The sequence below is a fragment of the Pseudomonas sp. GW822-FHT06D10 genome (assembly GCF_058799535.1).
Genome location: NZ_JBXALN010000008.1, coordinates 50424 through 75764, shown reverse-complemented (window position 1 = coordinate 75764; position 25341 = coordinate 50424). Strand labels below are relative to the sequence as shown.

Annotated in this window: 23 protein-coding genes, 1 tRNA gene and 1 pseudogene; 17 read left to right on the top strand and 8 right to left on the bottom strand. The window is 56.4% G+C overall.

The window, feature by feature from the left end:
• Positions 1-18 precede the first annotated feature (18 nt).
• From AC1RL5_RS24750 to AC1RL5_RS24735, 4 genes are all read left to right on the top strand, one after another.
• Entirely contained in the window at positions 19-642 is a 624-nt protein-coding gene (locus AC1RL5_RS24750; RefSeq protein WP_011063240.1) for a glutathione S-transferase family protein, read from the top strand.
• Positions 643-769: 127 nt separating this feature from the next.
• On the top strand, positions 770-2113 hold the full coding sequence (locus AC1RL5_RS24745; protein WP_019094258.1) for a SidA/IucD/PvdA family monooxygenase: 1344 nt from the start codon (positions 770-772) through the stop codon (positions 2111-2113).
• A gap of 65 nt (positions 2114-2178) precedes the next feature.
• Positions 2179-3501 carry a diaminobutyrate--2-oxoglutarate transaminase gene (ectB, locus tag AC1RL5_RS24740; protein WP_019094259.1) on the top strand — a complete coding sequence of 441 codons (1323 nt, stop codon included), beginning with the start codon at positions 2179-2181 and terminating at the stop codon, positions 3499-3501.
• A complete protein-coding gene (locus tag AC1RL5_RS24735) occupies positions 3491-4396 on the top strand; it encodes a DMT family transporter (RefSeq protein WP_011063237.1) in 906 nt (301 codons plus the stop codon). Before ectB ends, AC1RL5_RS24735 begins: the two co-directional genes overlap by 11 nt.
• A 96-nt stretch (positions 4397-4492) precedes the next feature.
• Here AC1RL5_RS24735 and ppk2 read toward each other — a convergent pair whose 3' ends face one another.
• Positions 4493-5389, bottom strand: a complete 897-nt coding sequence (gene ppk2 / locus AC1RL5_RS24730) for a polyphosphate kinase 2 (protein WP_161466650.1) — start codon at positions 5387-5389, stop codon at positions 4493-4495.
• A 426-nt stretch (positions 5390-5815) separates the two neighbouring features.
• On the opposite strand from ppk2, the gene AC1RL5_RS24725 reads away from it, so the two are divergent.
• The gene (locus AC1RL5_RS24725; RefSeq protein ID WP_011063235.1) at positions 5816-6484 is read left to right on the top strand and encodes a M35 family metalloendopeptidase; all 669 of its coding nucleotides are present in this window, start codon (positions 5816-5818) and stop codon (positions 6482-6484) included.
• Positions 6485-6895: 411 nt separating this feature from the next.
• Here the strand turns inward: AC1RL5_RS24725 and AC1RL5_RS24720 are convergent, their stop codons facing one another.
• From AC1RL5_RS24720 to AC1RL5_RS24695, 6 genes and pseudogenes are all read right to left on the bottom strand, one after another.
• Positions 6896-8164 (bottom strand): Eco57I restriction-modification methylase domain-containing protein, encoded by a 1269-nt coding sequence (locus AC1RL5_RS24720; protein ID WP_492589852.1) that lies wholly within the window; start codon positions 8162-8164, stop codon positions 6896-6898.
• 1 nt (position 8165) lies between these two features.
• Positions 8166-9068, bottom strand: a complete 903-nt coding sequence (locus AC1RL5_RS24715; protein WP_492589850.1) for a hypothetical protein — start codon at positions 9066-9068, stop codon at positions 8166-8168.
• Positions 9065-11056 (bottom strand): ORC-CDC6 family AAA ATPase, encoded by a 1992-nt coding sequence (locus AC1RL5_RS24710; protein ID WP_492589848.1) that lies wholly within the window; start codon positions 11054-11056, stop codon positions 9065-9067. The genes AC1RL5_RS24715 and AC1RL5_RS24710 overlap by 4 nt, the downstream gene beginning before the upstream one ends.
• A gap of 2 nt (positions 11057-11058) precedes the next feature.
• Positions 11059-11958, bottom strand: coding sequence for a phosphoribosyltransferase-like protein (locus AC1RL5_RS24705; protein ID WP_492589846.1), 900 nt, complete (start codon positions 11956-11958; stop codon positions 11059-11061).
• Between the two features lie 314 nt (positions 11959-12272).
• Positions 12273-13294 (bottom strand): annotated as a pseudogene (locus AC1RL5_RS24700) (tyrosine-type recombinase/integrase); the annotation flags it as partial.
• Positions 13295-13450: 156 nt separating this feature from the next.
• Positions 13451-13535: transfer RNA gene (locus AC1RL5_RS24695), tRNA-Leu, on the bottom strand.
• A gap of 108 nt (positions 13536-13643) precedes the next feature.
• Between AC1RL5_RS24695 and queA the strand changes: the two genes are divergently transcribed.
• The 6 genes from queA (at position 13644) to AC1RL5_RS24665 (ending at position 19756) form a co-directional block, all read left to right on the top strand.
• Positions 13644-14708: a tRNA preQ1(34) S-adenosylmethionine ribosyltransferase-isomerase QueA gene (queA, locus tag AC1RL5_RS24690; RefSeq protein ID WP_011063226.1), complete on the top strand. Its 1065-nt coding sequence runs from the start codon at positions 13644-13646 to the stop codon at positions 14706-14708.
• A 14-nt stretch (positions 14709-14722) separates the two neighbouring features.
• Positions 14723-15838, top strand: coding sequence for a tRNA guanosine(34) transglycosylase Tgt (gene tgt, locus AC1RL5_RS24685; RefSeq protein ID WP_162470478.1), 1116 nt, complete (start codon positions 14723-14725; stop codon positions 15836-15838).
• 47 nt (positions 15839-15885) lie between these two features.
• Positions 15886-16224: a preprotein translocase subunit YajC gene (yajC, locus tag AC1RL5_RS24680; RefSeq protein WP_011063224.1), complete on the top strand. Its 339-nt coding sequence runs from the start codon at positions 15886-15888 to the stop codon at positions 16222-16224.
• Between the two features lie 62 nt (positions 16225-16286).
• Positions 16287-18155: a protein translocase subunit SecD gene (gene secD, locus AC1RL5_RS24675; protein WP_011063223.1), complete on the top strand. Its 1869-nt coding sequence runs from the start codon at positions 16287-16289 to the stop codon at positions 18153-18155.
• A 9-nt stretch (positions 18156-18164) separates the two neighbouring features.
• Positions 18165-19079 (top strand): protein translocase subunit SecF, encoded by a 915-nt coding sequence (gene secF / locus AC1RL5_RS24670; RefSeq protein ID WP_041119737.1) that lies wholly within the window; start codon positions 18165-18167, stop codon positions 19077-19079.
• Positions 19080-19201: 122 nt separating this feature from the next.
• Positions 19202-19756, top strand: a complete 555-nt coding sequence (locus tag AC1RL5_RS24665; protein WP_011063221.1) for a glycine zipper 2TM domain-containing protein — start codon at positions 19202-19204, stop codon at positions 19754-19756.
• 128 nt (positions 19757-19884) lie between these two features.
• Here AC1RL5_RS24665 and suhB read toward each other — a convergent pair whose 3' ends face one another.
• Positions 19885-20700 carry a type III secretion system regulator SuhB gene (gene suhB, locus AC1RL5_RS24660; RefSeq protein WP_011063220.1) on the bottom strand — a complete coding sequence of 272 codons (816 nt, stop codon included), beginning with the start codon at positions 20698-20700 and terminating at the stop codon, positions 19885-19887.
• Positions 20701-20945: 245 nt separating this feature from the next.
• Between suhB and trmJ the strand changes: the two genes are divergently transcribed.
• The 6 genes from trmJ (at position 20946) to iscA (ending at position 25339) form a co-directional block, all read left to right on the top strand.
• The gene (gene trmJ, locus AC1RL5_RS24655) at positions 20946-21719 is read left to right on the top strand and encodes a tRNA (cytosine(32)/uridine(32)-2'-O)-methyltransferase TrmJ (protein WP_019094261.1); all 774 of its coding nucleotides are present in this window, start codon (positions 20946-20948) and stop codon (positions 21717-21719) included.
• On the top strand, positions 21719-22495 hold the full coding sequence (gene cysE, locus AC1RL5_RS24650; protein ID WP_011063218.1) for a serine O-acetyltransferase: 777 nt from the start codon (positions 21719-21721) through the stop codon (positions 22493-22495). The genes trmJ and cysE overlap by 1 nt, the downstream gene beginning before the upstream one ends.
• Before the next feature lie 240 nt (positions 22496-22735).
• Complete coding sequence (gene iscR / locus AC1RL5_RS24645; protein WP_011063217.1) at positions 22736-23227, top strand: Fe-S cluster assembly transcriptional regulator IscR; 492 nt, start codon at positions 22736-22738, stop codon at positions 23225-23227.
• 50 nt (positions 23228-23277) lie between these two features.
• Entirely contained in the window at positions 23278-24492 is a 1215-nt protein-coding gene (locus AC1RL5_RS24640; protein WP_015636881.1) for an IscS subfamily cysteine desulfurase, read from the top strand.
• A gap of 94 nt (positions 24493-24586) precedes the next feature.
• Complete coding sequence (gene iscU, locus AC1RL5_RS24635) at positions 24587-24973, top strand: Fe-S cluster assembly scaffold IscU (RefSeq protein ID WP_007929523.1); 387 nt, start codon at positions 24587-24589, stop codon at positions 24971-24973.
• A gap of 42 nt (positions 24974-25015) precedes the next feature.
• The gene (iscA, locus tag AC1RL5_RS24630) at positions 25016-25339 is read left to right on the top strand and encodes an iron-sulfur cluster assembly protein IscA (RefSeq protein WP_007929524.1); all 324 of its coding nucleotides are present in this window, start codon (positions 25016-25018) and stop codon (positions 25337-25339) included.
• The last annotated feature ends 2 nt before the right edge of the window (positions 25340-25341 follow it).

Sequence of the window (25341 nt, the reverse complement as noted above, 5' to 3'; positions counted from 1 at the left end):
CGCGAGCTAGGGGAAGTGATGCCTACAAAACTAGTTATTGGGGATTACAAAAAGTCTTCATGGTCATTTCGTGCATGGCTGGTTCTTGTAACGGCAGACGTCTCCTTCGAGACCCTTCAGGTCAAGCTGGAGCAGGATGACACCCGCCAGCAGATCCTGCGCTATTCGCCCTCGGGCAAGGTGCCGGCACTGCTGCTGGACAAGGTGGTGATCAACGACAGCCTGGCCATCTGCGAGTACGTTGCCGGTGCCTATCCGGCGGCCAACCTGTGGCCCCAGGACCCGCTGGTCAAGGCCCAGGCCCGCGCTGCCGCGGCGGAAATGCACTCCGGGTTCGTCAACCTGCGTACCCAGATGTCCTTCGGCTTGAACACCGGCGATACCCCCGAGCCGCTGACCGCCGACACCCAGGAAGAGATCCAGCGGATCTTCGACATCTGGACCAACCTGCGCCACGCCAGCGGCTCCAAGCAGTTCCTGTGCGGCGACTTCGGCATCGTCGATGCCATGTTCGTACCGGTGGTGTTCCGCTTCCGTCGTTATGGCGTGGCGGTGCCGGCACAACTTCAGGCTTATGTCGAACAAGTTCTGGCCTACCCGCCAGTACAAAAGTGGCTGAAGTTGGCTGCGGAAGAAGTTTGAAAAAGCCCAAATATTTATAACGAATAACGCTAACTAAAAATTAATGGCTATTTGACGGAAGGCAGAAAAGACCCTGGTGTTTTTTCTGCTTTTTCGAGTCTGACTTTTGTTGCAGGAAGGGGAATTTATGAGTGTTCATAAAGTGACTGCCAAGGATGTTGGCCGTGAAGGGCAAGTTTACGACGTGATCGGCATCGGTTTTGGCCCGGCGAACATCGCCCTGGCCATCGCCATGGAAGAGATGGAATTTGCCGGCACCCGGCTGTTTCTCGAGCGTCACGCGAGCACTCAATGGCAGCCGGAGATGATGCTCTCCGGCAGCGATATCCAGAACCACCCGAGCCGTGATCTGGTAACGCCGCGCAACCCGCGTAGCCGCTACACCTTCACCAACTTCCTGTTCGAGAACGACCGCCTGTTCGAACACCTGAACCTGGGCCTGGAGTTCCCCCTGCGCAGCGAGTTCGCCGAGTACGTACGCTGGGTTGCCGGCTTTTTCGCCCGGGACGTGGCCTACAACCAGAGCGTGAGCCAGATCCAGGTCGACCCGGCCAGCAACCTCTACACCATCACCACCCAGGCCGGCGTGCAGTATCAGGCGCGCTCCGTGGTCCTGGCCCCGGGCCGCACCCCGGTGATTCCGCAGGTGTTCGCCAACGCCGCGGCGGACCGGGTGTTCCACCTGACCCAGTACCTGGGGCGTCTGGCCAGCCTGGCGCAGAAGGGTGAGCTCAAGCGCGTGGCGGTGGTCGGCGGCAGCCAGAGCGCCATCGAAATCATCCTGCACCTGCGCCACACCTACCCGAACCTGGAAATCGTCAGCGTGCAGCGCGGCTACGGCTTCCGCCTCAAGGACACCAGCCAGTTCAGCGAGCACGTGTACTTCCCGTCCTTCGTCGACCAGTACTACAACAGCTCCGCCGAGGCGAAGAAGAACATCAACCGCCACCTGCACTACACCAACTATTCCGCTGCCGATGCCGACGTAATCAAGGAACTCTACGTGGGCATGTATGAGGACAAGCTGCAGGGCCGCGAGCGCGTGATCATCAAGGGGCTCAGCGAGATCCAGGGCTGCACGCCGGACGGCGAGGGCTACAGCCTGTCGCTGCGCAACAGCAGCACCCACGCCACCGAGGAACTGGGCGGGCTGGACGCGATCGTCCTGGCCACGGGTTTTCGCAACCTCGGCACCGGCCCCCAGGAAGAGCGCTACCCGGCGATCCTCAAGGACCTGGCCGAACACCTGGAGAGCGACGCTCAGGGCGTGATCCGCATCGGGCGCGACTACAGCCTGGCCGCAGCCAAGGGCAGCCATCTGCCCGCGTTGTACCTCAATGGTCTGTGCGAATCCTCCCACGGCTATGGCGATGCCGGCTCCTTCAGCCTGCTGTCGCTGCGCTCGCGGGACATTTTCAACTCGCTGAACCAGCAACTGGGCCTGGCCCAGGCTGCAGAAAAGATCGCTTGAGCCGCTGCATCGAATCCTGAACCTCGACCCCTTTATGTGAGCAGGCAGCAATGGATATTTCAGAAATGGATGAGTTGGGCGTATTTGCGGATGTGGAGTCTTCGGCGCGCAGTTACTGCCGCAGCTTTCCGGTGGTCTTCGACCAGGCCCAGGGCAGTCATCTGTATGACCTGAAAGGCCAGGCCTATATCGACTTCCTGAGCTGCGCCGGGTCCGTGAACTATGGCCATAACCCCAAGGCGGTGAAGGCCGCGGTGATCGACTACCTGCAACGGGACGGCATCCAGGCTGCCCTGGACATGCACAGCCGGGCCAAGCAGGAGTTCATCTACAACTTCCGCAAGATCATCCTGGCGCCCCGGGCCCTGCCCTACAAAATGCAGTTCACCTCGCCCACCGGCACTAGCGTGGTGGAGTCGGCGGTCAAACTGGCGCGCAAGGTCACCGGGCGCCGGCACATCGTGGCCTTCACCAACGGCTTCCACGGCATGTCCAACACCTCCCTGGGGCTGACCGGCAACCGTGACAACCGCCAGCCAGGGGTCGATCCCTATGTGTTCCGCATGCCGTTCGACGGTTACCTGGAAGGCCTGGATTCCATCGCCTACTTCGAGCGCCTGGTCAAGGACAACAGTTCCGGCATGGACCTGCCGGCAGCGGTGATCTTGGAAACCATCCAGGGCGAAGGCGGGATCAACGTGGCTTCGGCAGAGTTTCTCCAGCGCCTGCGCCAGCTGACCGCCGAGCACGGCATCCTGCTGATCGTCGACGACATCCAGGCCGGCTGCGGCCGCACCGGGACCTTCTTCAGCTTCGAGCCCTCGGGCATCACCCCGGACATGGTGTGCCTGTCCAAGTCCCTCAGCGGCTACGGCTTGCCTTTCGCCCTGTTGCTGCATCGCCCGGAACTGGACCAATGGTCCCCTGGCGAGGACAACGGCACTTTCCGCGGCAACACCCTGGCCTTTGTCGCCGCCACCAAGACCGTGCAGGAGTTCTGGAGCGATGACCGCCTGGTCAAGCACATCCAGGCCAACGAAGCACAGCTCAAGGAGTGGCTGGCTGAGGTGACCGAACGCTTCGCCGGGCATATCAAGGATGTGCGCGGACGCGGGCTGTTCTACGGCATCGAGTTCCACGACCCGGCCCTGGCCGCCGCGGTGATGCGTGCCTGCTTCGCCCGCCGCCTGATCATCGAGCGCTGCGGTCCGGTGGACCAGGTACTCAAGCTGATGCCGGCGCTGACCATCAGCAGCGAAACGCTGCAGGCCGGCCTGGCGAGCATTTTCGACGCCATGCAACAGGTGCTGGAGCAGGGCAAGTTAAGTGACCCGGACCAGGACGTCGATCCTCTGGTCTTCATTAATGGAGTCGCGCATGTCGACTAATACCAACCGCGCCATCATCGAGCTGACCATTGGTGGCTTGATGCTCAGCCTGTCGGCGCTGGCCGTGGCCTTTGCCCACATCGGCGCCGGTGGGGCCGGGTTCTACCGCATGCTGTTCGCCTCGATCCTGTTCTTCCTGCTGCTCAAGGTGCGGCGCATCCCGGTGCTGCTCAAGAGCGCCAAGGCGCAGCTGTACACGGCCCTGGCCGGGGTGTTCCTGGCCATCGACCTGGTGCTCTGGCACCAGAGCATCTACATCGTCGGCCCCGGCATCGGCTCGATCCTGACCAACTGCCAGGTGTTCTTCATGACCCTGCTGGGGCTGTACCTGCTCAAGGAGAAGCCGTCGATCTACTTCCTGATCTCCATCACCCTGGCGTTTATCGGCCTGTACCTGTTGCTGCTGCCGGAAATGACCAGTGCAGTGGGCATCAAGGGTGTGGTCTATGGCGTGCTCTCGGGCCTGGCCTACGCCATTTGCGTGTATTTCCTCAAGGTCAACACGCAGTTGCCTGACGGTGGGGGCGACAAGATCGCACAGATGCTCAACCTGAGCCTGTGGGCCGCGCTGGTGCTGCTGGTGTATGCCCTGGCCATGGGGGAAAGCCTGGCCATCGTCGATGGGCAGACCCTGGTGATGCTGATCATCTACGGGGTGATGGTGCAATTCGTGGGCTGGTTGCTGGTCAACCGCTCCATCGGTGCCATCAGCCTGGGCCTGGCGGGGCTGATCCTGCTGCTGGAACCGGTGATCACCTACTTCGTCGATGTGGCGTTTCTCGGCAAGGCCAGCTCGGCGCTGCAGATCGCGGGTGCGCTGCTGACCATCTTTGCGGTGTACATCGGCTCTATCAAACCACCGGAGAAGGTGACGCCGGTGACCGAGGCTGCCTGAGGCCTCGAGCTGATCCCGTGCTCTGATTCATAGATCCGCTCGACTTTTGCTGCGCACAGACCCGCCTGTCTGCGCGCAGTTTTTTTTGCCCGGGATTCAGGCCGACAAGGCCAGGCGCGTGGCTCGCGGATCTGTCGCAGCCTGGGCCTGGGTGCCTTCATCCTCTTCCAGTACCCGCGAGGCGCGGCCCACCAGCAAGGGGTCCGGGGCGTGGGCGACTTTCAGGTCCTTGCCCGGGTAGTCCAGCTCGTGCAGGAAGTGGCGGATACAGTTGATTCGCGCGCGCTTCTTGTCATCGGACTTGATCACCGTCCAAGGGGCATCGGCGGTGTCGGTGTGGAAGAACATCGCCTGTTTGGCGGCGGTGTACTCGTCCCACTTGTCCAGGGACTTGATGTCGATGGGCGAGAGCTTCCAGTGCTTGAGCGGGTCGTCCCGACGGGAGATGAAGCGGCGCAGCTGTTCTTCGCGGTTCACCGAGAACCAGAACTTGAACATCAGGATGCCGCTGTTGCACAGCATGCGCTCCAGCTCCGGGGTCTGGCGCATGAACTCCAGGTATTGCAGGGGCGAGCAGAACTCCATCACCCGTTCCACCCCGGCGCGGTTGTACCAGGAGCGGTCGAAGAAGACCATTTCCCCGGCGGTGGGCAGGTGCTGGATATAGCGCTGGAAGTACCACTGGCCCTTTTCCTGTTCCGAGGGCTTTTCCAGGGCCACGATCCGCGCGCCGCGGGGGTTGAGGTGTTCCATGAAGCGCTTGATGGTGCCGCCCTTGCCAGCAGCGTCACGGCCTTCGAACAGCACCACGATGCGCTGCCCGGTTTCCTTGACCCAGCTTTGCACCTTGAGCAGTTCGATCTGCAGTTCGTTCTTGGCCTTTTCGTACTCGGCGCGGCGCATGCGGTTGCGGTACGGATAATTGCCCGGCAGCGCAGCGGACACGCTGTCTTCGTTGGAGCCGCGCGGCGCGCTGGCCACCTGCAGGGCCATGGGCTTCTGGCTGATGGCGCTGATCTCGGCCTCGGCGGCTTTCACCGGTGCAGCCTTGCTCGCTGTGCGTGGGCGACGCGGGCGCGGCGTTGCGGGTTTGCGCGGGGTGCTCTTGGCAGGGCTGGCGGAGCTGGCTTCCGGCAAGGCTTTGGGTTGGGTGCGGAGGGTGGATTCTTCACTCATATAAGGAGGGCCTGTGCGTCTCGTTCAAATGTTCACTTACAAGTGTATGGCCCTCAAACGTCGGCTCTTTGACCTCCATCAAGGATGTGCCCGAGAGATGCTTGTATCAGGCGCGCGGGGCCCTGGCGCCGGCTACGGAAGCAATTCCTGCTGATGCACCGCGAGCCTCGGGAATCCAATGCGAGTGTCGCCCCTGGCAGGGGGAGCGACATTCCTCGGAACCTGCATGGAAGGATGCTGAATATGGATACTGATACCGTTGTTCATTCAAGCCGCCGTCGTCTGGCGCGTCGCTGGCAAAGTCTGTTGCTGCTACTGGGCCTGGGTGCGCTGGCGCAATCGGCGCTCGCCATCAACGTGGCGTTTGACGGTTCCTGTGCCACCCAGGCTGACCGTACCGCGGTGAGCAATGCCGTGGCTGTCGCTACTACCTGGTCGACCAATGCCTACAACCAGGTCAACAACAATGAAGCGACCTTTCGCCGCAATCAGGACCTGGCCTACCGGACCTGGTTCGGTACCTTCAGCCAGGATCGCTACCAGCGGGTGCGTGCAGTGCTCGACGGGGTGCGTTTCAAGCTCAACAGTGGCAACACCCTGACGGCCTATTGCCGGGTCAACCCGAATGACCCTTGCGACGCGCCCGGGGATATCGCCGCCACCTACGTCAACGCCCGCGGGGACGTGCAGGCCTGGTTCTGCACGGCATTCTTTGCCCTGCCGCCGCGCGTGGGTTTCGATACCCAGGCCGGTACCGTGGTGCATGAACTGACCCATTCCATTGGCCACACCACCGATATCCCCGGCGCCTACGGCGTGGCGGGATCGCAGAACCTGGGAGCCAACCGCCCGAGCGACGCGGTGGAGAATGCCGACAACTACGAGTACTACGTGGAGGACTTGTACGACTGAGCAGGGCGGGGAAAGAGGCCCGTAACGGGAGGTGTGCGCCGTGCTGGCACTTTTCTGCAGGCGAAAAAAAAGACCTTGGATTTCAAGGTCTTTTTCATGTTTGGTGCCCCGAGGGAGACTGTCGGGCTCCATATAAAACGTGGCTTGCAGGCGAATAATACAATGAGGGATACATGAAGGGTTACACAAATGTGAATGCTGTCTCCTGCACGTACGACTATTCATTGTGTTGCGGTTGAAAGACGGTATCAATAGCTCCCACCGCCCTTCCTAGCACCGCAATCCTTGGTGCTGCGATCCCTCGAACATGTCACTTTACGTCTGGCCACTCGACAAGTGCCCAATTAACAAGTTCTTTTGCCCGGCGCTGGGTAAGAGATTTTTCCCAGAACTTAATGTAGTGCATGCTGCTCATATTGCTTTCAATAACTGGTCACTATTGAAGTTAATGAGTTTTTTAGAGCTGCGCATTGTTACAACGGATTCGCCCCATAAAAGCTTCGAGTAAACAGCTTTTTCTATTTCTAAACAAGAGTCAATGTCGAGAGAGCTGTAGGCTTTTATATGGTTTTCGTACTCGTGCGGGAAAGAACTCGCAATGTCCATATAAGGTATGGTTTTCAAATCGGTTACTTGAATAAATTTAGCCCCGGAGCCTTTTAGTAGTAAGGATTTTCCGTCTTCATTTGACATCACTACTCTCAAGTAGAATAGTATTTTTGGTAGTTCGCTATCTTGCGCTTTGATGAAAACTAAACAATCAGTGCTATTGTTGATGTCTTTGGTTTGAAATAGTCCAAAAGAAAGATGGGCGTTTCTAGAAACCCTTTGTACCGCAATACACAAGCTAGAGTCAGTGCGTTGGGTGAAGCTTCGCCAAAAGCCGTCTATAAAAGAATTTGAGTGGTGGCTTCCTGTGGATTTATAGTTTGACCTAATAGGCCCTCTGCCAATGGTGGAGATTCTCCCTAGAGGAAATGAGTTCTGCGATGTGAAGCTAGATAGAGTCTTGGTGCTTCTATAAAAAGAATGATCAAGCCTGTAGCCGTTCGCAATTAAATTTGCATTATTTACCTTTATGTCAGGCTGTTCTGTTAAATTTCGCAGTTTTACATGCTTCTGTCGAACGCCTTTTTTGAAAACAAGTAGGTAAAAAGCTCCTTCAATTTTGTCAAATATTCTCTCTGGCAATTGATACGAATAGATCACGGCTCCCTGGGTAAAAATCCATGCGCGTTCAGCGGATAACCTAGATGAATTAATAAGGGTGTCAGGAACGATGGCAATTAATGTGCCGTCTTTTTCAAGCATTTCAACGCATCGTTTAAAAAAAACGTATTCAATTGGTGCTTTGCGGTCGCCACACTGAATCCAGTTTTCTGAACGGCCAGAAAATGGTGGATTAGTTATGATTAAATCGAAGCTAGGTACATTCCTCGATTCGGACCAACAGACGAAATCAGCATTGATTAGAGATAGATCCGGATAAATTGCTTTAATCGCGTCAAGTCGCCGATGGTCGATATCTACCAGGGTAAGCTCTTCATGCAATTGTGACGGATAAAGCGCCCCCAATAGTGCCCCTTCACCGACAGCAGGCTCCAAAACCTTGCATGCGGACTTCGGTATATGTCGGCGAGCTAGTCTGACGACGGCCTGGGGCGTTTTGTGATAGTGCATCTTAAGGTACCAGGTAATGGTAGTAGTGGCGGCGACCTACGCCTCTGCTTCTGCCATTACGTTTGTTAGGGAGATCATATAAGAGTCGGACGGATTTCGGATTCTCCAATGTAAACAGAATGGACGCAATCGAATTCGGTTTTGTTCCCAATGGTACGACGTAATTTATCGTTTCTTTGTCGCTAGCTTTAGCCTTTCTTAAGGAGTTTAACGCATCAGTGCAACTGCTCGCGCTGCAGTACCCTATTCGTCCTCCTATAGATTGATCGCTCAATGCTTGCAAATTTCTTCGCATAGACCGGGACTCCCAGCCGGGCTTGAAAGCGGGTAAGCCGAAGTATATTCGAGCTTCATCACTGGAGATGTCATATGTTTCAATCGCGCTTTGCAGTCGTCCTCCTTCAAAACCGACGAAGATGATAAAGCGCCTAAAGTTTTCATCGTCGATAGGCATAGATACTGTTGGTATTCCTGCTCCCTCAAAACCAGAAATCTCGTTTGAGAGGGTGAAGTCTTCTTGTTCTAAGGCTTTGCTTTCTCCAGATGTATACTCTATTGGCTCGATATACAGAAGAACTATGCGTAATCCTGAGTGCGCATGAAGTGCTTTTAATATTAAAGCTAGCTCAGGAATGTCTAAGCTTGTAGAGTCTATTAGCACTGAACTTGGTTTGTTTTTTTCTATGTGCTCAGATAGTAAGTGGCACTCAATTGGTACCCCATCTATAACAACGTCTAAGGTTTCCTGCCGGTAAAGGAATAGTGACGTCGATTTGCATTCTTTTTTAACAAGCTCTGCAGAGTAATGCGATCTGTCGTCAATTGGCGTTCCGATAAATCCATGTGAAAACTCAAAGGGGAACGAGTATTCGTCGACGCTGTATGTTGACTTTAATTCAATCATAGTAGAGATGCTTGTTTTGGTTGGTTGGTTGCATCAACTACGTGCGAGAGACGGAGTTGTTTTCTCAGCTCTGGACTGATAGCGGTCTCTCCGTTTTGATACATCATTCGCAACGCGGACGCCTCGATTTCAATTTTTCTGCCTTTGCGGTAGCTGATTAGAAAGAATGGCGCGTATACGGGATTTAAAATATAGTCAAATGTAGCTGCAGATGCCGTTGACTTGTTCTTAGTGGACTCAATAGCTTTCAATACGCCCCATTTTTCCGCCTCTTTGAAAAATCGATCATCTTCTTCGGTTAGCGGTGCGTCATCTTCCTTGATACCGAAATGAGTAACTTCTGTTTCGCTCTGCGTCTCTTTGTCTTGGCAAAGTTGGAAAACTTTCCCTATTGCTTTGACAAAATTGCTCAGCTGAGTTCCTAGCGGGGTGAATCGATTGATCTCTTTGATTAGTTCTTCACTAGTGCTTCTTGCTGCTAGGTGTTGAAGCTTTCTGTCGACGGTGAAATTTTCTGAGAGTGAGTTGTCATCGATCAAGCTAAAAGCAGTTTTACACAGTTCGAGGAAGTGGCGAACGTTACCACCAGATAATGCGGAGTACACATCGAACCCGGAATAAAATGTACTGCTTGCTTTGTTTGCTCTGATAATTCGAAGATAGCAACCGATGAAGTTGTTGTGCTCCCACGCGGTCTTGTTAGTAAATTTATTTTCTGTTCCAAGCTCGAGCATTTTCAGCTGGTCATGAATATGCTGAATAGGCAGGCTCTTTCTGTATAGTAGAGATGTACAGACAATCATAGCTTTTCGGAATTTCGGCAGGAGAAAGTCTTCTACTGTTAAATCCGAGTTTCGCTGTTTTAAGGCGCTTTCGATTTCATAGATTAGTTTGTTGTAGTATCTTGGTGTTTCAAAAATTTCGTCCGCCAAATCTTGATGTGACCTACCTGGAAAAATATTGCTAATAATATTTTTACAGCTTTCTTCATATTCCTTTTGGTGCCTGTCGTCTAGCTTGTCTGGGTTAGAGCAAATAGAAAGGTCAATGCTGATATTTTTTGAGATTGTCGGCGAGGCCTCCGTCAATTTTTTCAGAAAAATTTCCGCTACAAAGGAATCGAACCCGCTTTTTTCAATTTCCGAATCTAGATTGATAATTGAGTAATCTGCTCTGTTTTCTAGCTTTTCATCACTGAGTGTCAGTGTTTCTGACATTCCGTTGAGTTTTATCGCAATATTAAAAATTATTGGTGGTTCTGAGTGCTTAATTCTGGTGTTAATTACTCTTTGTTGATATCCGAGCAGGTTTTCATACTCGTCAACATATACAGAAAACATGGTGTTCTTGAGGGGTGGTAGTAGATTGATGGTCGTTTCTACTATGTACTGCAGGAAAGATATTGGCAGTTTTTCTAAATTTTCAAGGCCGTGAACATTTTGTATGATTACTTCCGTTTGACGTATCCTGGAGTTGATCTCACGCATAACTGAAGAAAATGCTTCATCTGCAAATCCGAAATCTTTTGCTCCGTCGAATTTTAGCTCATCAATATCTTGTTGGCTGATTGCAGTATGGGTGCTTTCCATAATAGTTACTACGCTGGAAAGCACTTCTAAGCTAAGCTTGAGGTTTAAGTAGTGGTCAAATACAGGGAGCCAAGTTTCATCTTCAACTCCACGTTTCTGCATGAGTCTTAAAAATTGAGTGTCTGCTTTCCAATAAAGTCCAATTCTTTCAATTGCTCTGGCTGGAATGGAAGTGCGATTCTGAGAGAACTGACTGTGATAAGAGAGATATCGTAATAGCATTGTTTTACCACTACCCCGTCCGCCCTCTAAGCGCGTGGGCATCGTAGAAATGAGATCCACTCTATTGAAGAATCTGGGGATTACGAAATCATTCCATACATCCTTCCCTAGGTGCTCGGAGCGATTTTTAGTGAGGGAGTGTTTGACCTGAGATATTTCAGATGCGACCTTTTGCATAATTATCTCCTCACCAATGGGATAAAGTCGTCACTTTCATACCAGTATAACGGCAGGCTCGCATTTGGCGTCGCGTGGTAGTATGAAAAAGTAAGTGACATGTCGCTATATCCTTTTGCCATTTTTTTGTATAGACGCCTGTTTAGAACTTTTCTTGATACTTCAAGATAGAGATTTTCTAAGTCTTCGATTTGCGACATTTTTTCACTGGTGAAAAAACAGCAGTTCTTGTCCAGTATTTCTACCGGGCTAACCCTCACTAATTGATGGTCGTTGTTTAACTTGTCTATGCCATCTTGATGAGCTAGCAAAGGGATATACGAAAACCGAGCGTCCGCGAAATTCTGAAGATTCAATTTTTTTAAAAATTCCGACGCCTGTTGGCCTGTAGCCAATACATCATCGATAAAAACGAAATCTTTTATACCGTTTTCGTAATTTTCCTCTATGAGCCACGGCCATATCATATAGTCGTCATTTACACCTAAACTTCGTCTATACATTCGTGCGATCGATGGGCCACTTTTGGTGGGAGGGTCCGCATTACGAATCACGGGTACTATTCTTATTTCTTTGATTATGCTTTTAGAAGTAAAAGTTTTCAAAAAATCATCTCCGTTAATTACGGAGTTTGGGCAGTCGTATACCGCTAGAGGTAATGCACACTCTAATGCGCTTCTCAGGAGCGCTGTTGTTTGTTGGGCTGATCTATAAATCAGACTATCCAATAATAGTGCAGATAATAACTGTTCTGCTGGTGATTTGAAATTGCTGAGCCAACCATCAAGGTCGTTGTGAGAGATAGAGTCCCAGATTTTTTCGTCAATTAATAATTTTGCATATTGCTTAACTTTGAGCATGTACTCGGGGGTTTGATCTAGAAGATCTTTATAAGACGTCATTTTGGGTAAGCTTTCCTTTTCTCACTCTCACTGCGAAGTCAGTTGCGAGGGCAGGCCCTGAATTCGAGTTCTGCTGAATTCAACCGTTATCGCGTATGGCTGTTGCTCATCCACTTGGTTTCTTCAACTGCAACACGTTTACGGCGACTCGGATTTGATCTGGTGCTCAGGATGCAACTCCGAATTCAGGTGTGCAAACACTTTTATCAATCGACCAGTATTGACATCAATTGTCAATATTTTTGCCTGGTTTAGGTGGAGTCAAAACGAGGTGAGTAGGTTCGACCTTTTTGGAGGTTCGATCAAGGACGGACATGGCCCACAAGGCGCCCCTTGTACCCGATGGTAGCGAAGACTTTGTTGATTGTGTTTTCACTGATTGTTGGGTTCTTGGCACCTACGCCGGGAAACAGCCAGCGACTGCGGCCAGTCAGACAATGAAGTTCTTTCAATGCGGCAATGGCTTGATGGGGAAGAGGGCACAGGAAGTCCCGACGCATCTTCATCTTTGCCGCTGGTGTCGTCCAAGTGGCCTTATCGAGGTCGAACTCCTTCCATTCGGCCAAGCGAACCATGCCCGGTCGTGAGGCGGTCCAGATGCAAAGCCATGCAGCTGTTCGTGCCGTCAGCCTGCTGGGTGTGTTTTTAAGTGCTGTGAGAAATTCACCTAGCTCAGATTCGAGTAGGTGTGGGTGTTGTTGAGTCTTGGGAGCTTGAGCCGCCATATCCCGAAGTCGGCTTCCCGGGTCGTTCTCTGTGAGTCCTAAGCCGATAGCACGCCCAAATATCTGGTTGATCCAGGTGCGGCACTTTCCGCTACGTTGTGTGCATCTCGGGCTTCGATGGATGCTTGGAGTTCGGCGCAATCGGTGCGGGTGATTTCGTCGAGCGGTTTGTCTCCCAGTGCGGGGAGAATGTCCTTGCTGAGGTAGCTGCGGATTTTGTTGAGTGTTGAGGGAGCCAGTCCCTTTTCTTCTTTTGCCTTTAGCCAGGCGTCAGCAGCTGCTCTGAAGGTTCGTGTCTTGGCTGCATCTATGGCGGCCTTGGCAGATCGCTTTTGCTCAAGGGGATCAGCTCCGCTGCTTATGGTCTTGCGCAGGTCGGTAGCTTTTTCCCGGGCCAGTGCACCACTAACCTCGGGGTAACCCCCTAACCCCATCCAGGCCCAATTGCCCGCAGGACGTTTGTAACGGAGCTGCCAGGATTTGCCGCCATCAGGCTTGACCCTGAAGTACAGGCCGTTTCCGTCCAGCTCACGGTACTCTTTTGCTTCAGGTTCTAGCCCTGCAAGTGTGATGTCTGCCAGAGGGCGGCGCTTGATGTCTGCGCGCTTCATCCTTGTATCCCAAAGTTCGGTATTTTTCTCAGGATACAAGCAGGGATACAACGGATAAGGGGAGAAAGGAGTAGGCAGACAGGCACAAAAAAACCGGCCAAGTGGCCGGTTTCTCTGGGTCTGAGAGGCTGGTAGAGACTCTCAGATACTGCTATGTGGTGCCCCGAGGGAGACTCGAACTCCCACTTCTTGCGAAAACGGATTTTGAATCCGCCGCGTCTACCAATTCCGCCATCAGGGCTCAATGGCGGCGAAGTATAGAGAGGCGCTTACCGTTGGTCAATCGGCTTTCATGGTCAATTTTTGCTTAATCCGCTAAACTTTCCGGCCCTGCTAGACGAACCCCATCATGCGCGTTGCTGACTTTACCTTCGAGCTTCCTGATTCGCTGATCGCCCGCCATCCACTGGCCGAGCGTCGCGGCAGCCGTCTGTTGACCCTGGATGGGCCAACCGGCGCCTTGGCCCACCGTCAATTCACTGATTTGCTTGAGCATTTGCGTCCGGGCGATCTGATGGTGTTCAACAATACCCGGGTGATTCCGGCCCGTCTGTTCGGTCAGAAGGCTTCCGGCGGCAAGCTGGAAATCCTCGTCGAGCGGGTGCTGGACAGCCACCGTGTGCTGGCCCATGTGCGCTCCAGCAAGTCGCCCAAGCCTGGGTCGAAGATCCTCATCGACGGCGGTGGCGAAGCCGAGATGCTGGCGCGCCATGACACGCTCTTCGAGCTGGGCTTTGCCGAAGAAGTGCTGCCGCTGCTGGACCGGGTCGGGCACATGCCGTTGCCTCCTTATATAGACCGTCCGGATGAAGGCGCCGATCGCGAGCGTTACCAGACCGTGTACGCCCAGCGCCTGGGCGCGGTGGCGGCACCGACCGCCGGGCTGCATTTCGACCAGCCGCTGCTGGAGGCCATTGCCGCCAAGGGCGTGGAGACCGCATTCGTCACCCTGCACGTGGGGGCTGGCACCTTCCAGCCGGTGCGGGTCGAGCGCATCGAAGATCACCATATGCACCACGAGTGGCTGGAAGTCGGCCAGGACGTGGTGGATGCAGTCGCTGCGTGCCGGGCTCGCGGTGGCCGGGTGGTGGCAGTGGGCACCACCAGCGTGCGCTCCCTGGAAAGCGCCGCGCGCGATGGCGTGCTCAAGCCGTTCAGTGGCGACACCGACATCTTTATCTACCCGGGCCGGCCGTTCCATGTGGTCGATGCCCTGGTGACCAACTTCCATCTGCCGGAATCCACGCTGTTGATGCTGGTTTCGGCGTTCGCCGGCTATCCCGAAACCATGGCCGCCTATCGCGCCGCGGTGGAAAATGGATACCGCTTTTTCAGCTACGGTGATGCGATGTTCATCACCCGTAATCCCGCGCCGACCGCTCCCAAGGATCTGGCCCCCGAGGAAACTGTATGAGTCGCACTTGTCGTATGTCCTTCGAGCTCCTGGCCACTGATGGCAAGGCTCGTCGCGGTCGCCTGACCTTCCCCCGCGGCACGGTGGAAACCCCGGCCTTCATGCCGGTGGGCACCTATGGCACGGTCAAGGGCATGCTGCCGCGGGATATCGTCGCTACCGGCGCCGAAATCATCCTCGGCAACACCTTCCACCTGTGGCTGCGCCCGGGTACGGAAGTGATCAAGGCCCACGGTGACCTGCATGATTTCATGCAGTGGAAAGGCCCGATTCTGACCGACTCCGGCGGCTTCCAGGTGTTCAGCCTGGGTGCCATGCGCAAGATCAAGGAAGAGGGCGTGACCTTCGCCTCGCCGGTGGACGGCGCCAAGGTGTTCATGGGCCCGGAAGAGTCGATGCAAGTGCAGCGCGACCTGGGTTCGGACATCGTGATGATCTTCGATGAATGCACGCCGTACCCGGCTGATGAAGACGTGGCGCGAATCTCCATGGAGCTGTCCCTGCGCTGGGCCCAGCGCTCGAAGAATGCCCACGGCGACAACACCGCGGCGCTGTTCGGTATCGTCCAGGGCGGCATGCACCAGGACCTGCGCATGCGCTCCCTGGAAGGCCTGGACAAGATCGGCTTCGACGGCCTGGCCATTGGCGGCCTGTCGGTGGGCGAGCCCAAGCATGAAATGATCAAGGTCCTGGACTACCTGCCAGGCCAGATGCCAGCCGACAAACCTCGTTACCTTATGGGAGTTGGCAAGCCGGAAGATCTGGTTGAGGGTGTGCGCCGCGGTGTGGACATGTTCGATTGCGTGATGCCAACCCGCAATGCCCGCAATGGGCATCTGTTCATCGATACAGGCGTGCTGAAGATCCGTAACGCGTTCCATCGCCATGATGATTCGCCGCTGGACCCAACTTGTGATTGCTACACCTGCCAGAACTTCTCCCGTGCTTATCTGCACCACTTGGACAAGTGTGGGGAAATGCTCGGGAGTATGCTCAATACCATCCATAATTTGCGCCATTACCAGCGTCTTATGGCTGGTTTGCGCGAGGCTATTCAACAAGGTACATTGGCCGCCTTTGTCGATTCCTTCTATGCCAAACGCGGGTTACCCGTGCCGCCTTTAGAATAAGTTCTAAAGACGTTAAGACACTAATTCTGAAATTATCGGAGTGTTAAATGAGCTTTTTGATCCCTGCCGCGTATGCGGACGCCGCTGCACCTGCCGCTGCCGGTCCTGCTGGCACTGGTTTCGAGTGGATTTTCCTGGTCGGCTTCCTGGTCATCTTCTATCTGATGATCTGGCGCCCACAGGCCAAGCGCGCCAAAGAGCAGAAGAACCTGCTGGGTAGCCTGCAGAAAGGCGACGAAGTTGTGACCACCGGCGGTATTGCCGGCAAGATCAACAAAGTGACCGATGACTTCGTGGTTCTGGAAGTGTCGGACTCCGTTGAACTGAAGTTCCAGAAGGGCGCGATCGCTGCCACGCTGCCAAAAGGCACGCTGAAAGCGATCTAAGTTTCATCTTTTACCAATCGACGGGGCGCGCAAGGCGCCCCGCGTCATAAACGGGCGGCGTGATGCTGAACAAATATCCTCTGTGGAAGTACCTACTGATCCTGGCGGTGCTGGCGATCGGTTTTATTTATTCCGCTCCCAATCTATACCCTGATGATCCGGCCATTCAGGTCAGTGGCGCGAGTACCGCGTTGCAGGTCACTCAGGCGGATCTGGATCGTGCGAGCAAAGCGCTCACCGACGCCGGCATCAACGTCAAGGCTTCTTCCATTGCCGCCAACGGCAAGGGTGGCCTGCTGCGCTTGACCAACAAGGAAGACCAGCTTCCGGCCAAGGATGTAGTGCGCAAGGCGCTGGGCGATGACTATGTGGTGGCGTTGAACCTGGCGCAAACCACTCCGCAATGGCTGCGCAACCTCGGTGCGCACCCGATGAAACTGGGTCTGGACTTGTCCGGTGGTGTGCACTTCCTGCTGGAAGTGGACATGGACAAAGCCCTCGACGCCCGCCTGAAAGTCTATGAAGGCGACGTCAAGAGCCTGCTGCGCAAAGAGCGCCTGCGCTATCGCAGCCTGCCGCAGCTCAATGGCGCCATCCAGCTGGGCTTCAGCGATGAAGACAGCCGTGAGCAGGCCCGTTCGCTGATCCGCAAGAACTTCAATGATTTCGATATCGTACCGGCCGACCTCAATGGCCAACCGGTGCTGCGTCTGGCGATGACCCCAGCCAAGCTGGCGGAAATCCGCGAATACTCCATCAAGCAGAACTTGACCACCGTGCGTAACCGGGTCAATGAGCTGGGTGTGGCCGAGCCTCTGGTTCAGCGCCAGGGTGCCAACCGTATCGTGGTTGAGCTGCCGGGCGTGCAGGACACCGCTGAAGCCAAGCGGATCCTGGGCAAGACCGCCAACCTGGAGTTCCGTCTGGCCGCCGAGCCGGGTGCTTCCAAGGCGACTTCCGAGTCCTTCGAATTCCGTGAGGGCAATCGTCCTCCAGCGCAGATCGAGCGTGGCCTGATCATCACCGGTGACCAGGTGACCGATGCCCAGGCCGGTTACGACGAGCATGGCCGCCCGCAGGTGAACATCAAGCTTGATGGCCACGGTGGCGAGCTGATGAACCGTTCGACCCGCAGCAACGTCGGTCGCAGCATGGCGGTGATCTTCATCGAGCAGAAGCCGATCACCACCTATACCAAGCAGGTGGTCGACGGCGTCGAGAAGGACGTGCCGGTCCAGGCGTTCAAGGAAGAGAAGAAGATCATCAGCCTGGCGACCATCCAGTCGCCGCTGGGCAGTCAATTCCGTATCACTGGCCTCAATGGCCAGGGCGAATCCTCCGAACTGGCGCTGCTGTTGCGTGCCGGTGGTCTGGCGGCGCCGATGTACTTCGCTGAAGAGCGCACAATCGGTCCGAGCCTGGGTGCTGACAACATCACCAAGGGTATCGATGCGTCGCTGTGGGGCATGCTGTTCGTGTCGCTGTTCATCATCGCCATCTACCGCTTCTTCGGGGTGATCGCCACTGTGGCGCTGGCCTTGAACATGGTGTTGCTGCTGGCCCTGATGTCCCTGCTGGGGGCTACGCTGACCCTGCCGGGTATCGCCGGTATCGTGCTGACCATGGGCATGGCGGTGGACGCCAACGTGCTGATCTTCTCGCGGATACGTGAAGAGATCGCCGCCGGCATGACCGTGCAGCGAGCAATCAACGAAGGCTTCGGCCGGGCATTCACCGCGATTCTGGACTCCAACCTGACCACATTGCTGGTGGGTGGCATCCTCTTTGCCATGGGCACCGGCCCGGTCAAGGGCTTTGCGGTGACCATGTCCCTCGGGATCTTTACCTCGATGTTCACGGCCATCTGGCTGACCCGCGCGATGGTCAACCTGATCTTCGGCGGTCGTGACTTCAAGAAGTTGTGGATTTAAGGGGCTGCCATGTTACGTACTATTAACTTCATGGGCGTGCGCAACGTTGCGTTCGGCGTCACTGTGCTCCTTACCGTCCTGGCGTTGTTCAGCTGGTTCCATAAGGGCTTGAACTACGGTCTGGACTTCACCGGCGGTACGCTCATCGAGCTGACCTACGAACGTCCGGCGGATGTGATGAAGGTGCGTTCGCAACTGAACGACGCCGGTTATCACGAAGCCATTGTGCAGAGTTTCGGTGCGACCACCGACCTGCTGGTGCGGATGCCGGGTGAGGACCCGCAACTGGGTCACCAGGTGGCTGAAGCGCTGCAGAAGGTTGGCGGTGACAACCCGGCGCAGGTCAAGCGCGTCGAGTTCGTCGGCCCGCAGGTGGGTGAAGAGCTGCGCGACCAGGGTGGCCTCGGCATGCTCATGGCGCTGGGCGGCATCCTCATCTACCTGGCGTTCCGCTTCCAGTGGAAGTTCGCGGTCGGTGCCATCGTCTCGCTGATCCACGACGTGATCGTGACCGTGGGTATCCTCTCGTTTTTCCAGATCACCTTCGACCTGACGGTGCTGGCGGCGGTGCTGGCGATCATCGGTTACTCGCTTAACGACACCATCGTGGTGTTCGACCGGGTGCGTGAGAACTTCCGTGTGCTGCGCAAGGCCAGCCTGATCGAGAACATCAACATCTCGACCACCCAGACCCTGCTGCGCACCATGGCCACTTCGATCTCCACCCTGCTGGCGATCGTGGCCCTGCTGTTCTTCGGTGGCGACAACCTGTGGGGCTTCTCCATCGCCCTGTTCGTCGGTGTATTGGCGGGTACCTACTCGTCGATCTACATCGCCAACGTGGTGCTGATCTGGCTGAACCTGAACAGTGAAGACCTGATTCCTCCGGCCAATACCGAGAAGGAAGTGGACGACCGTCCTTGATGGCCTGACCTGTTCCGGCTGTCAGTTAAAAAGGCGCGAGTGTTGAACTCGCGTCTTTTTTTTTGCTCCAAGGCTGGGAGAAGCGCGGGCTTTTGACCCGCATGTATGGTCAGGAGGTTCACGTGAACAAGTCGTTGCTGGTTGGTGCGGTATTGGGTGCTGTCGGTGTCACCGCCGGGGGTGCTGTTGCCACCTACAGCCTGGTTAAAAGCGGCCCTGAGTATGCGCAAGTGCTGGCCGTTCAGCCGGTCAAGCAACAGATCAAGACCCCGCGGGAAGTCTGCAAGGACGTCGCCGTGACCCGGCAGCGCCCGGTCAAGGATGAGCATCAGATCCTGGGCACCGTGGCTGGCGCAGTGGGCGGTGGCCTGTTGGGCAGCATGATCGGTAATGGCAATGGCAAGAAACTCGCCACGGTTGCCGGTGCTGTTGGTGGGGGCTATGCGGGGAACAAGGTGCAGGAAGGCATGCAGGAGCGTGATACCTACACCACCACCCAGACTCGCTGTAACACGGTCAATGACATCAGTGACAAGATCGTTGGTTATGACGTGAAGTACGACCTGGGTGGCAAGCAGGGCCAGGTGCGTATGGATCGGGATCCGGGCAACCAGATTCCGGTGGATAAAGAAGGGCGCCTGATTCTCGGTCAGAACCAGAATCAGCCCGGCCAGTAACCCTCAACTGCAGGGGCTGTTTGCCGGCGAAGGCGATTTCAAGGTCCCATTCGCCGGCAAGCTGGCTTCTACGGCAATTGCGGGCATAAAAAAAGCACCCCTCGGGGTGCTTTTTTTGTCGCTGGTGCTTAGCGCTTCAGCGAAGCCGGCAGGTGCGGCTGGATGGCGGTCAGGACTGCCTTGAAGCATTTGGTGTTGCCGGCCACGACGTGGCCTTTTTCCAGGAAGTCGTGACCGCCGGTGAAGTCGCTCACCAGGCCGCCGGCTTCCTGGATCAGCAGGGCGCCTGCTGCCATGTCCCATTCGGACAGGCCCGATTCCCAGAAGGCGTCAAAGCGACCGGCGGCGACGTAGGCCAGGTCCAGGCTTGCTGCGCCAGCGCGACGGATGCCGGCAGTCTGGCCAACCAGGGCGCGGAACATGCCCAGGTAGTTGTCCAGGTTGTCCATCTGGTCGTCACGGAAGGGGAAGCCGGTGCCCAGCAGGGCGCCGTCCAGGCTGGTGCGGCCGCTGACCCGCAGGCGACGACCGTTCAGCTGGGCACCGCGGCCACGGCTGGCGGTGAATTCTTCCTGGCGAACCGGGTCCAGAACCACGGCGTGTTCCAGGCGGCCACGGTATTTGCAGGCGATGCTCACGGCAAAGTGCGGGATGCCGCGCAGGAAGTTGGTGGTGCCGTCCAGTGGGTCGATGATCCACAGGTAGTCTTCGCCTTCGCCGCTGCCGGCGTGCAGGCCGGTTTCTTCGCCGAGGATGGCGTGGGTCGGGTAGGCTTTGCGCAGCGCGTCGATGATCTTCTGCTCGGCAGCGCGATCAACTTCGGATACGTAGTCTTTGGCGTCTTTTTCGTCGACCTTGATGGTATCCAGGCGCTCGATGGAGCGGAAAATCAATTCACTGGCGCTGCGGGCGGCGCGCAGCGCGATATTCAGCATTGGCTGCATGGATAGGTCACCTAAGGTTGTTAAAGAAAGCCGAGCATTCTAGCAGAAAACTTTTGCAGATGAAGGTCGGCGTTCGCTTTGATTGCATTGATCCGCTGTGTGGCGCATTTCCTCAGCGGGTATTGGCCGCTCCTGTCACGGGCTCTCAATAAGGCAGCGGAATTGGCAGATGGTTATTTTTGAGGCGGTGGTGCAGCCTGTTCTGTAATATTTGCTCCCCCTTCCCGTGTCCGAGAGCGCCTCCCTTGCTGCAGAACATTCGTGTCGTCCTGGTCAATACCAGTCATCCGGGCAATATCGGCGGGGCTGCGCGTGCCATGAAGAACATGGGCTTGTCGCGGCTGGTGCTGGTGGAGCCGCGGGTATTTCCGTCCCATGAGGCGGATGCGCGGGCTTCTGGTGCCACCGATATTCTTGAAAATGCCCAGGTGGTGGCGACGCTGGAGGATGCTCTGGCGGGTTGCACCCTGGTGTTCGGCACCAGCGCTCGTGATCGGCGCATTCCCTGGCCGCTGCTGGATCCCCGCGAGTCGGGCCTCAAGGTCGTGGAGGAGGCCGGGCAGGGGGCGCAGATCGCTCTGGTGTTCGGTCGTGAAGACTCCGGCCTGACCAATGACGAACTGCAGCGATGTCATTTCCATGTGCATATCCCGTCGGATCCGGAGTTCAGCTCGTTGAACCTGGCCACGGCAGTGCAAGTGCTGACCTATGAAGTGCGCATGTCCTGGTTGGCGGCCCAGGGCCAGCCGAGCAAGGTGGAGAAGGATGAGGTGGCGTCGCCGCGCAGTGATGAGCTGGCAACCATGGATGAGCTGGAGCGGTTCTACGAGCACCTGCAGCAAACCCTGGTGGCCATCGACTTCCTCGATCCGGAGAAACCTCGACACTTGATGGCGCGCTTGCGTCGGTTGTACGGTCGCAGCTCGGTCAGCCGGGCGGAAATGAATATATTGCGAGGCATCCTCACGGAAACCCAGAAAGCGGCTCGTGGGGAGCTACAGAAGCGGAAGGATCAGTGATGTTCGAACGTCTGCGTGAAGATATCCAAAGTGTTTTCCATCGTGACCCGGCAGCGCGCAACGCCTTTGAGGTGCTGACCTGCTACCCGGGGATGCATGCGATCTGGATCCATCGCCTGTCCGGCGCCTTGTGGGGGATGGGCTGGAAGTGGCTGGCGCGGCTGGTCTCGAACTTCGGGCGCTGGCTGACCGGGATCGAGATTCATCCGGGGGCCAAGGTCGGTCGTCGCTTCTTTATTGACCATGGAATGGGCATCGTCATTGGCGAAACCGCCGAGATCGGTGATGACGTCACGCTTTACCAGGGGGTGACCCTGGGTGGCACCAGTTGGAATAAAGGCAAGCGCCACCCGACCCTGGAAGATGGTGTGGTGGTGGGGGCTGGCGCCAAGGTGCTGGGGCCGTTCACGGTCGGGGCCGGGGCCAAGGTCGGTTCCAATGCCGTGGTGACCAAGGCGGTGCCGGCCGGTGCGACCGTAGTGGGGATTCCGGGGCGGATCATCATGAAATCCAATGATGAGCAGGAAGCCAAGCGCAAGGCCATGGCGGAAAAGCTCGGCTTCGATGCCTATGGCGTCAGCGAAGACATGCCTGACCCCGTGGCGCGGGCCATTGGTCAGTTGCTTGATCACCTGCAAGCGGTCGATGGTCGTCTGGAGGGGATGTGTGGCGCGCTGAAGGATCTGGGCAGTGACTACTGCGCCAAGGACTTGCCTGCCCTGCGTGAAGAAGACTTTGCTGAAGTCAAGGGCAAGGGCGACAGCCAGGTCGGCTGATGCCCCGCAAACCGGCTTCTCCTGCAGGAGCCGGTTTGCCGGCGAAAAAGCCCCCGAGAGGCCATAAGCGACCCGCAGGTCAGTTGTTGCCATCGCGCTGTGCCATTACGTCGCAGACTTTGCTATGATTCGCGCGCTCTTTTGCGGGTAAATCCGACTAAAGTAGTTGGTCTTATAGTTGACCTGATTACTCGGGTATTGCATACTCGCCTCCATTCCGAAACTCCGTGGTACTTGTCCATGCGACTGACTACTAAAGGCCGATACGCCGTGACCGCCATGCTCGATCTGGCGTTGCACGCGCAACATGGCCCGGTCTCCCTGGCCGATATCTCCGAGCGCCAAGGCATTTCCCTGTCCTATCTCGAACAGCTTTTCGCCAAGTTGCGCCGTAGCAATCTGGTGTCCAGCGTCCGGGGTCCTGGTGGCGGCTATCAGTTGTCCCGCGACATGCAGGGGATCCAGGTGGCCCAGGTGATCGATGCGGTGAACGAATCGGTCGATGCAACCAAATGCCAGGGGCTGGGTGATTGCCATGCCGGCGACACCTGCCTGACGCACCACCTGTGGTGCGATCTGAGCCTGCAGATCCACGAATTTCTAAGCGGTATCAGCTTGGCTGACCTTGTCACTCGCCGTGAGGTGCAAGAAGTAGCCCAGCGTCAGGACCAGCGCCGTTGTAATGGCAAGGCGCCGCGCCTGGACAAGATTGAAGCGTCCGCCGTCGAATGACAGCCAAAGAGCTAGCGGCACGCCAGCCAGCCTGATTTAGGAGAGAGTCCATGAAATTGCCGATTTACCTTGATTACTCAGCGACCACCCCGGTTGATCCGCGCGTCGCGCAGAAAATGAGTGAATGCCTGCTGGTCGACGGGAACTTCGGTAACCCGGCGTCCCGCTCCCACGTGTTTGGCTGGAAAGCCGAAGAATCGGTGGAAAACGCCCGTCGCCAAGTGGCCGACCTGGTTAACGCCGACCCGCGTGAAATCGTCTGGACTTCCGGTGCTACCGAATCCGACAACCTGGCAATCAAGGGTGTCGCGCATTTCTACCACACCAAGGGCAAGCACCTGATCACCTCGAAGATCGAGCACAAGGCTGTCCTGGACACCATGCGCCAACTCGAGCGTGAAGGCTTCGAAGTGACCTACATCGAGCCGGGCGAAGACGGCCTCATCACTCCGGCCATGGTCGAAGCAGCCCTGCGTGACGACACCATCCTGGTTTCGATCATGCATGTGAACAACGAGATCGGCACCATCAACGACATCGCTGCCATCGGCGAACTGACCCGCTCCAAGGGCGTGTTGTTCCACGTCGACGGCGCCCAGTCCACCGGCAAGGTCGACATCGACCTGCAGGCCCTGAAGGTCGACCTGATGTCCTTCTCCGCCCACAAGACCTACGGCCCGAAAGGGATCGGCGCGCTGTACGTCAGCCGCAAGCCGCGGGTGCGCCTGGAAGCCACCATGCACGGCGGTGGTCACGAACGCGGCATGCGTTCCGGCACCCTGGCTACTCACCAGATCGTCGGCATGGGCGAAGCCTTCCGCGTGGCCAAGGAAGACATGGCTGCCGAGAACCTGCGCATCAAAGCCCTGAGCGACCGCTTCTACAAGCAGGTCGAGCACCTGGAAGAGCTGTACATCAACGGCAGCATGACTGCCCGCGTACCGCACAACCTGAACCTGAGCTTCAACTACGTTGAAGGCGAGTCGCTGATCATGGCCCTCAAGGACCTGGCAGTGTCTTCCGGTTCGGCCTGTACTTCGGCCTCCCTGGAGCCTTCCTACGTGCTGCGTGCCCTGGGTCGCAACGACGAGCTGGCTCACAGCTCGATCCGCTTCACCTTTGGCCGCTTCACCACCGAAGAAGAAATCGATTACGCGGCGCAGAAAGTCTGCGAAGCCGTTACCAAGCTGCGCGCTCTGTCGCCGCTGTGGGACATGTACAAAGATGGCGTCGATATCTCGAAGATCGAGTGGGCGGCGCACTGAATATAAGTCGCCGCACAGGGTTCTGTAGAGCGTACCGATAACGGCGATTTGCAGAACCCAAGAGCGACTCTCTGATGAGTGAGGATTAAGAATCATGGCTTATAGCGAAAAGGTCATCGACCACTACGAGAACCCGCGCAACGTCGGCAAGATGAACGCGGAAGATCCGGATGTCGGCACCGGCATGGTCGGCGCTCCTGCCTGCGGCGACGTGATGCGCCTGCAGATCAAGGTCAATGAGCAGGGCATCATCGAAGACGCCAAGTTCAAGACCTATGGCTGCGGTTCCGCCATTGCTTCCAGCTCCCTGGCCACTGAGTGGATGAAGGGCAAGACCCTGGATGAAGCCGAAACCATCAAGAACACCCAGCTGGCTGAAGAGCTGGCCCTGCCTCCCGTGAAGATTCACTGCTCGGTACTCGCCGAAGACGCCATCAAGGCCGCCGTACGCGACTACAAGCAGAAGAAAGGCCTGATCTGACCGATCGGCTTTCACAGATTTGGCGACAAGTAAGGAGTCACGATGGCTATCAGCATGACAGAAGCGGCTGCTCAACACGTGCGACGCTCCCTCAACGGGCGCGGCAAGGGTGATGGGATTCGTCTGGGTGTTCGCACCACGGGCTGTTCCGGCCTTGCCTACGTGCTGGAGTTCGTCGACGAGATTGGCGAGGACGATCAGGTATTCGAGAGTCATGGCGAGAAAGTGATCATCGATCCGAAAAGCCTGACCTATCTGGACGGCACCGAACTTGATTTCGTCAAGGAAGGGTTGAACGAAGGCTTCAAGTTCAACAACCCCAACGTGCGCGGTGAGTGTGGCTGCGGCGAAAGCTTCAACATCTGAGG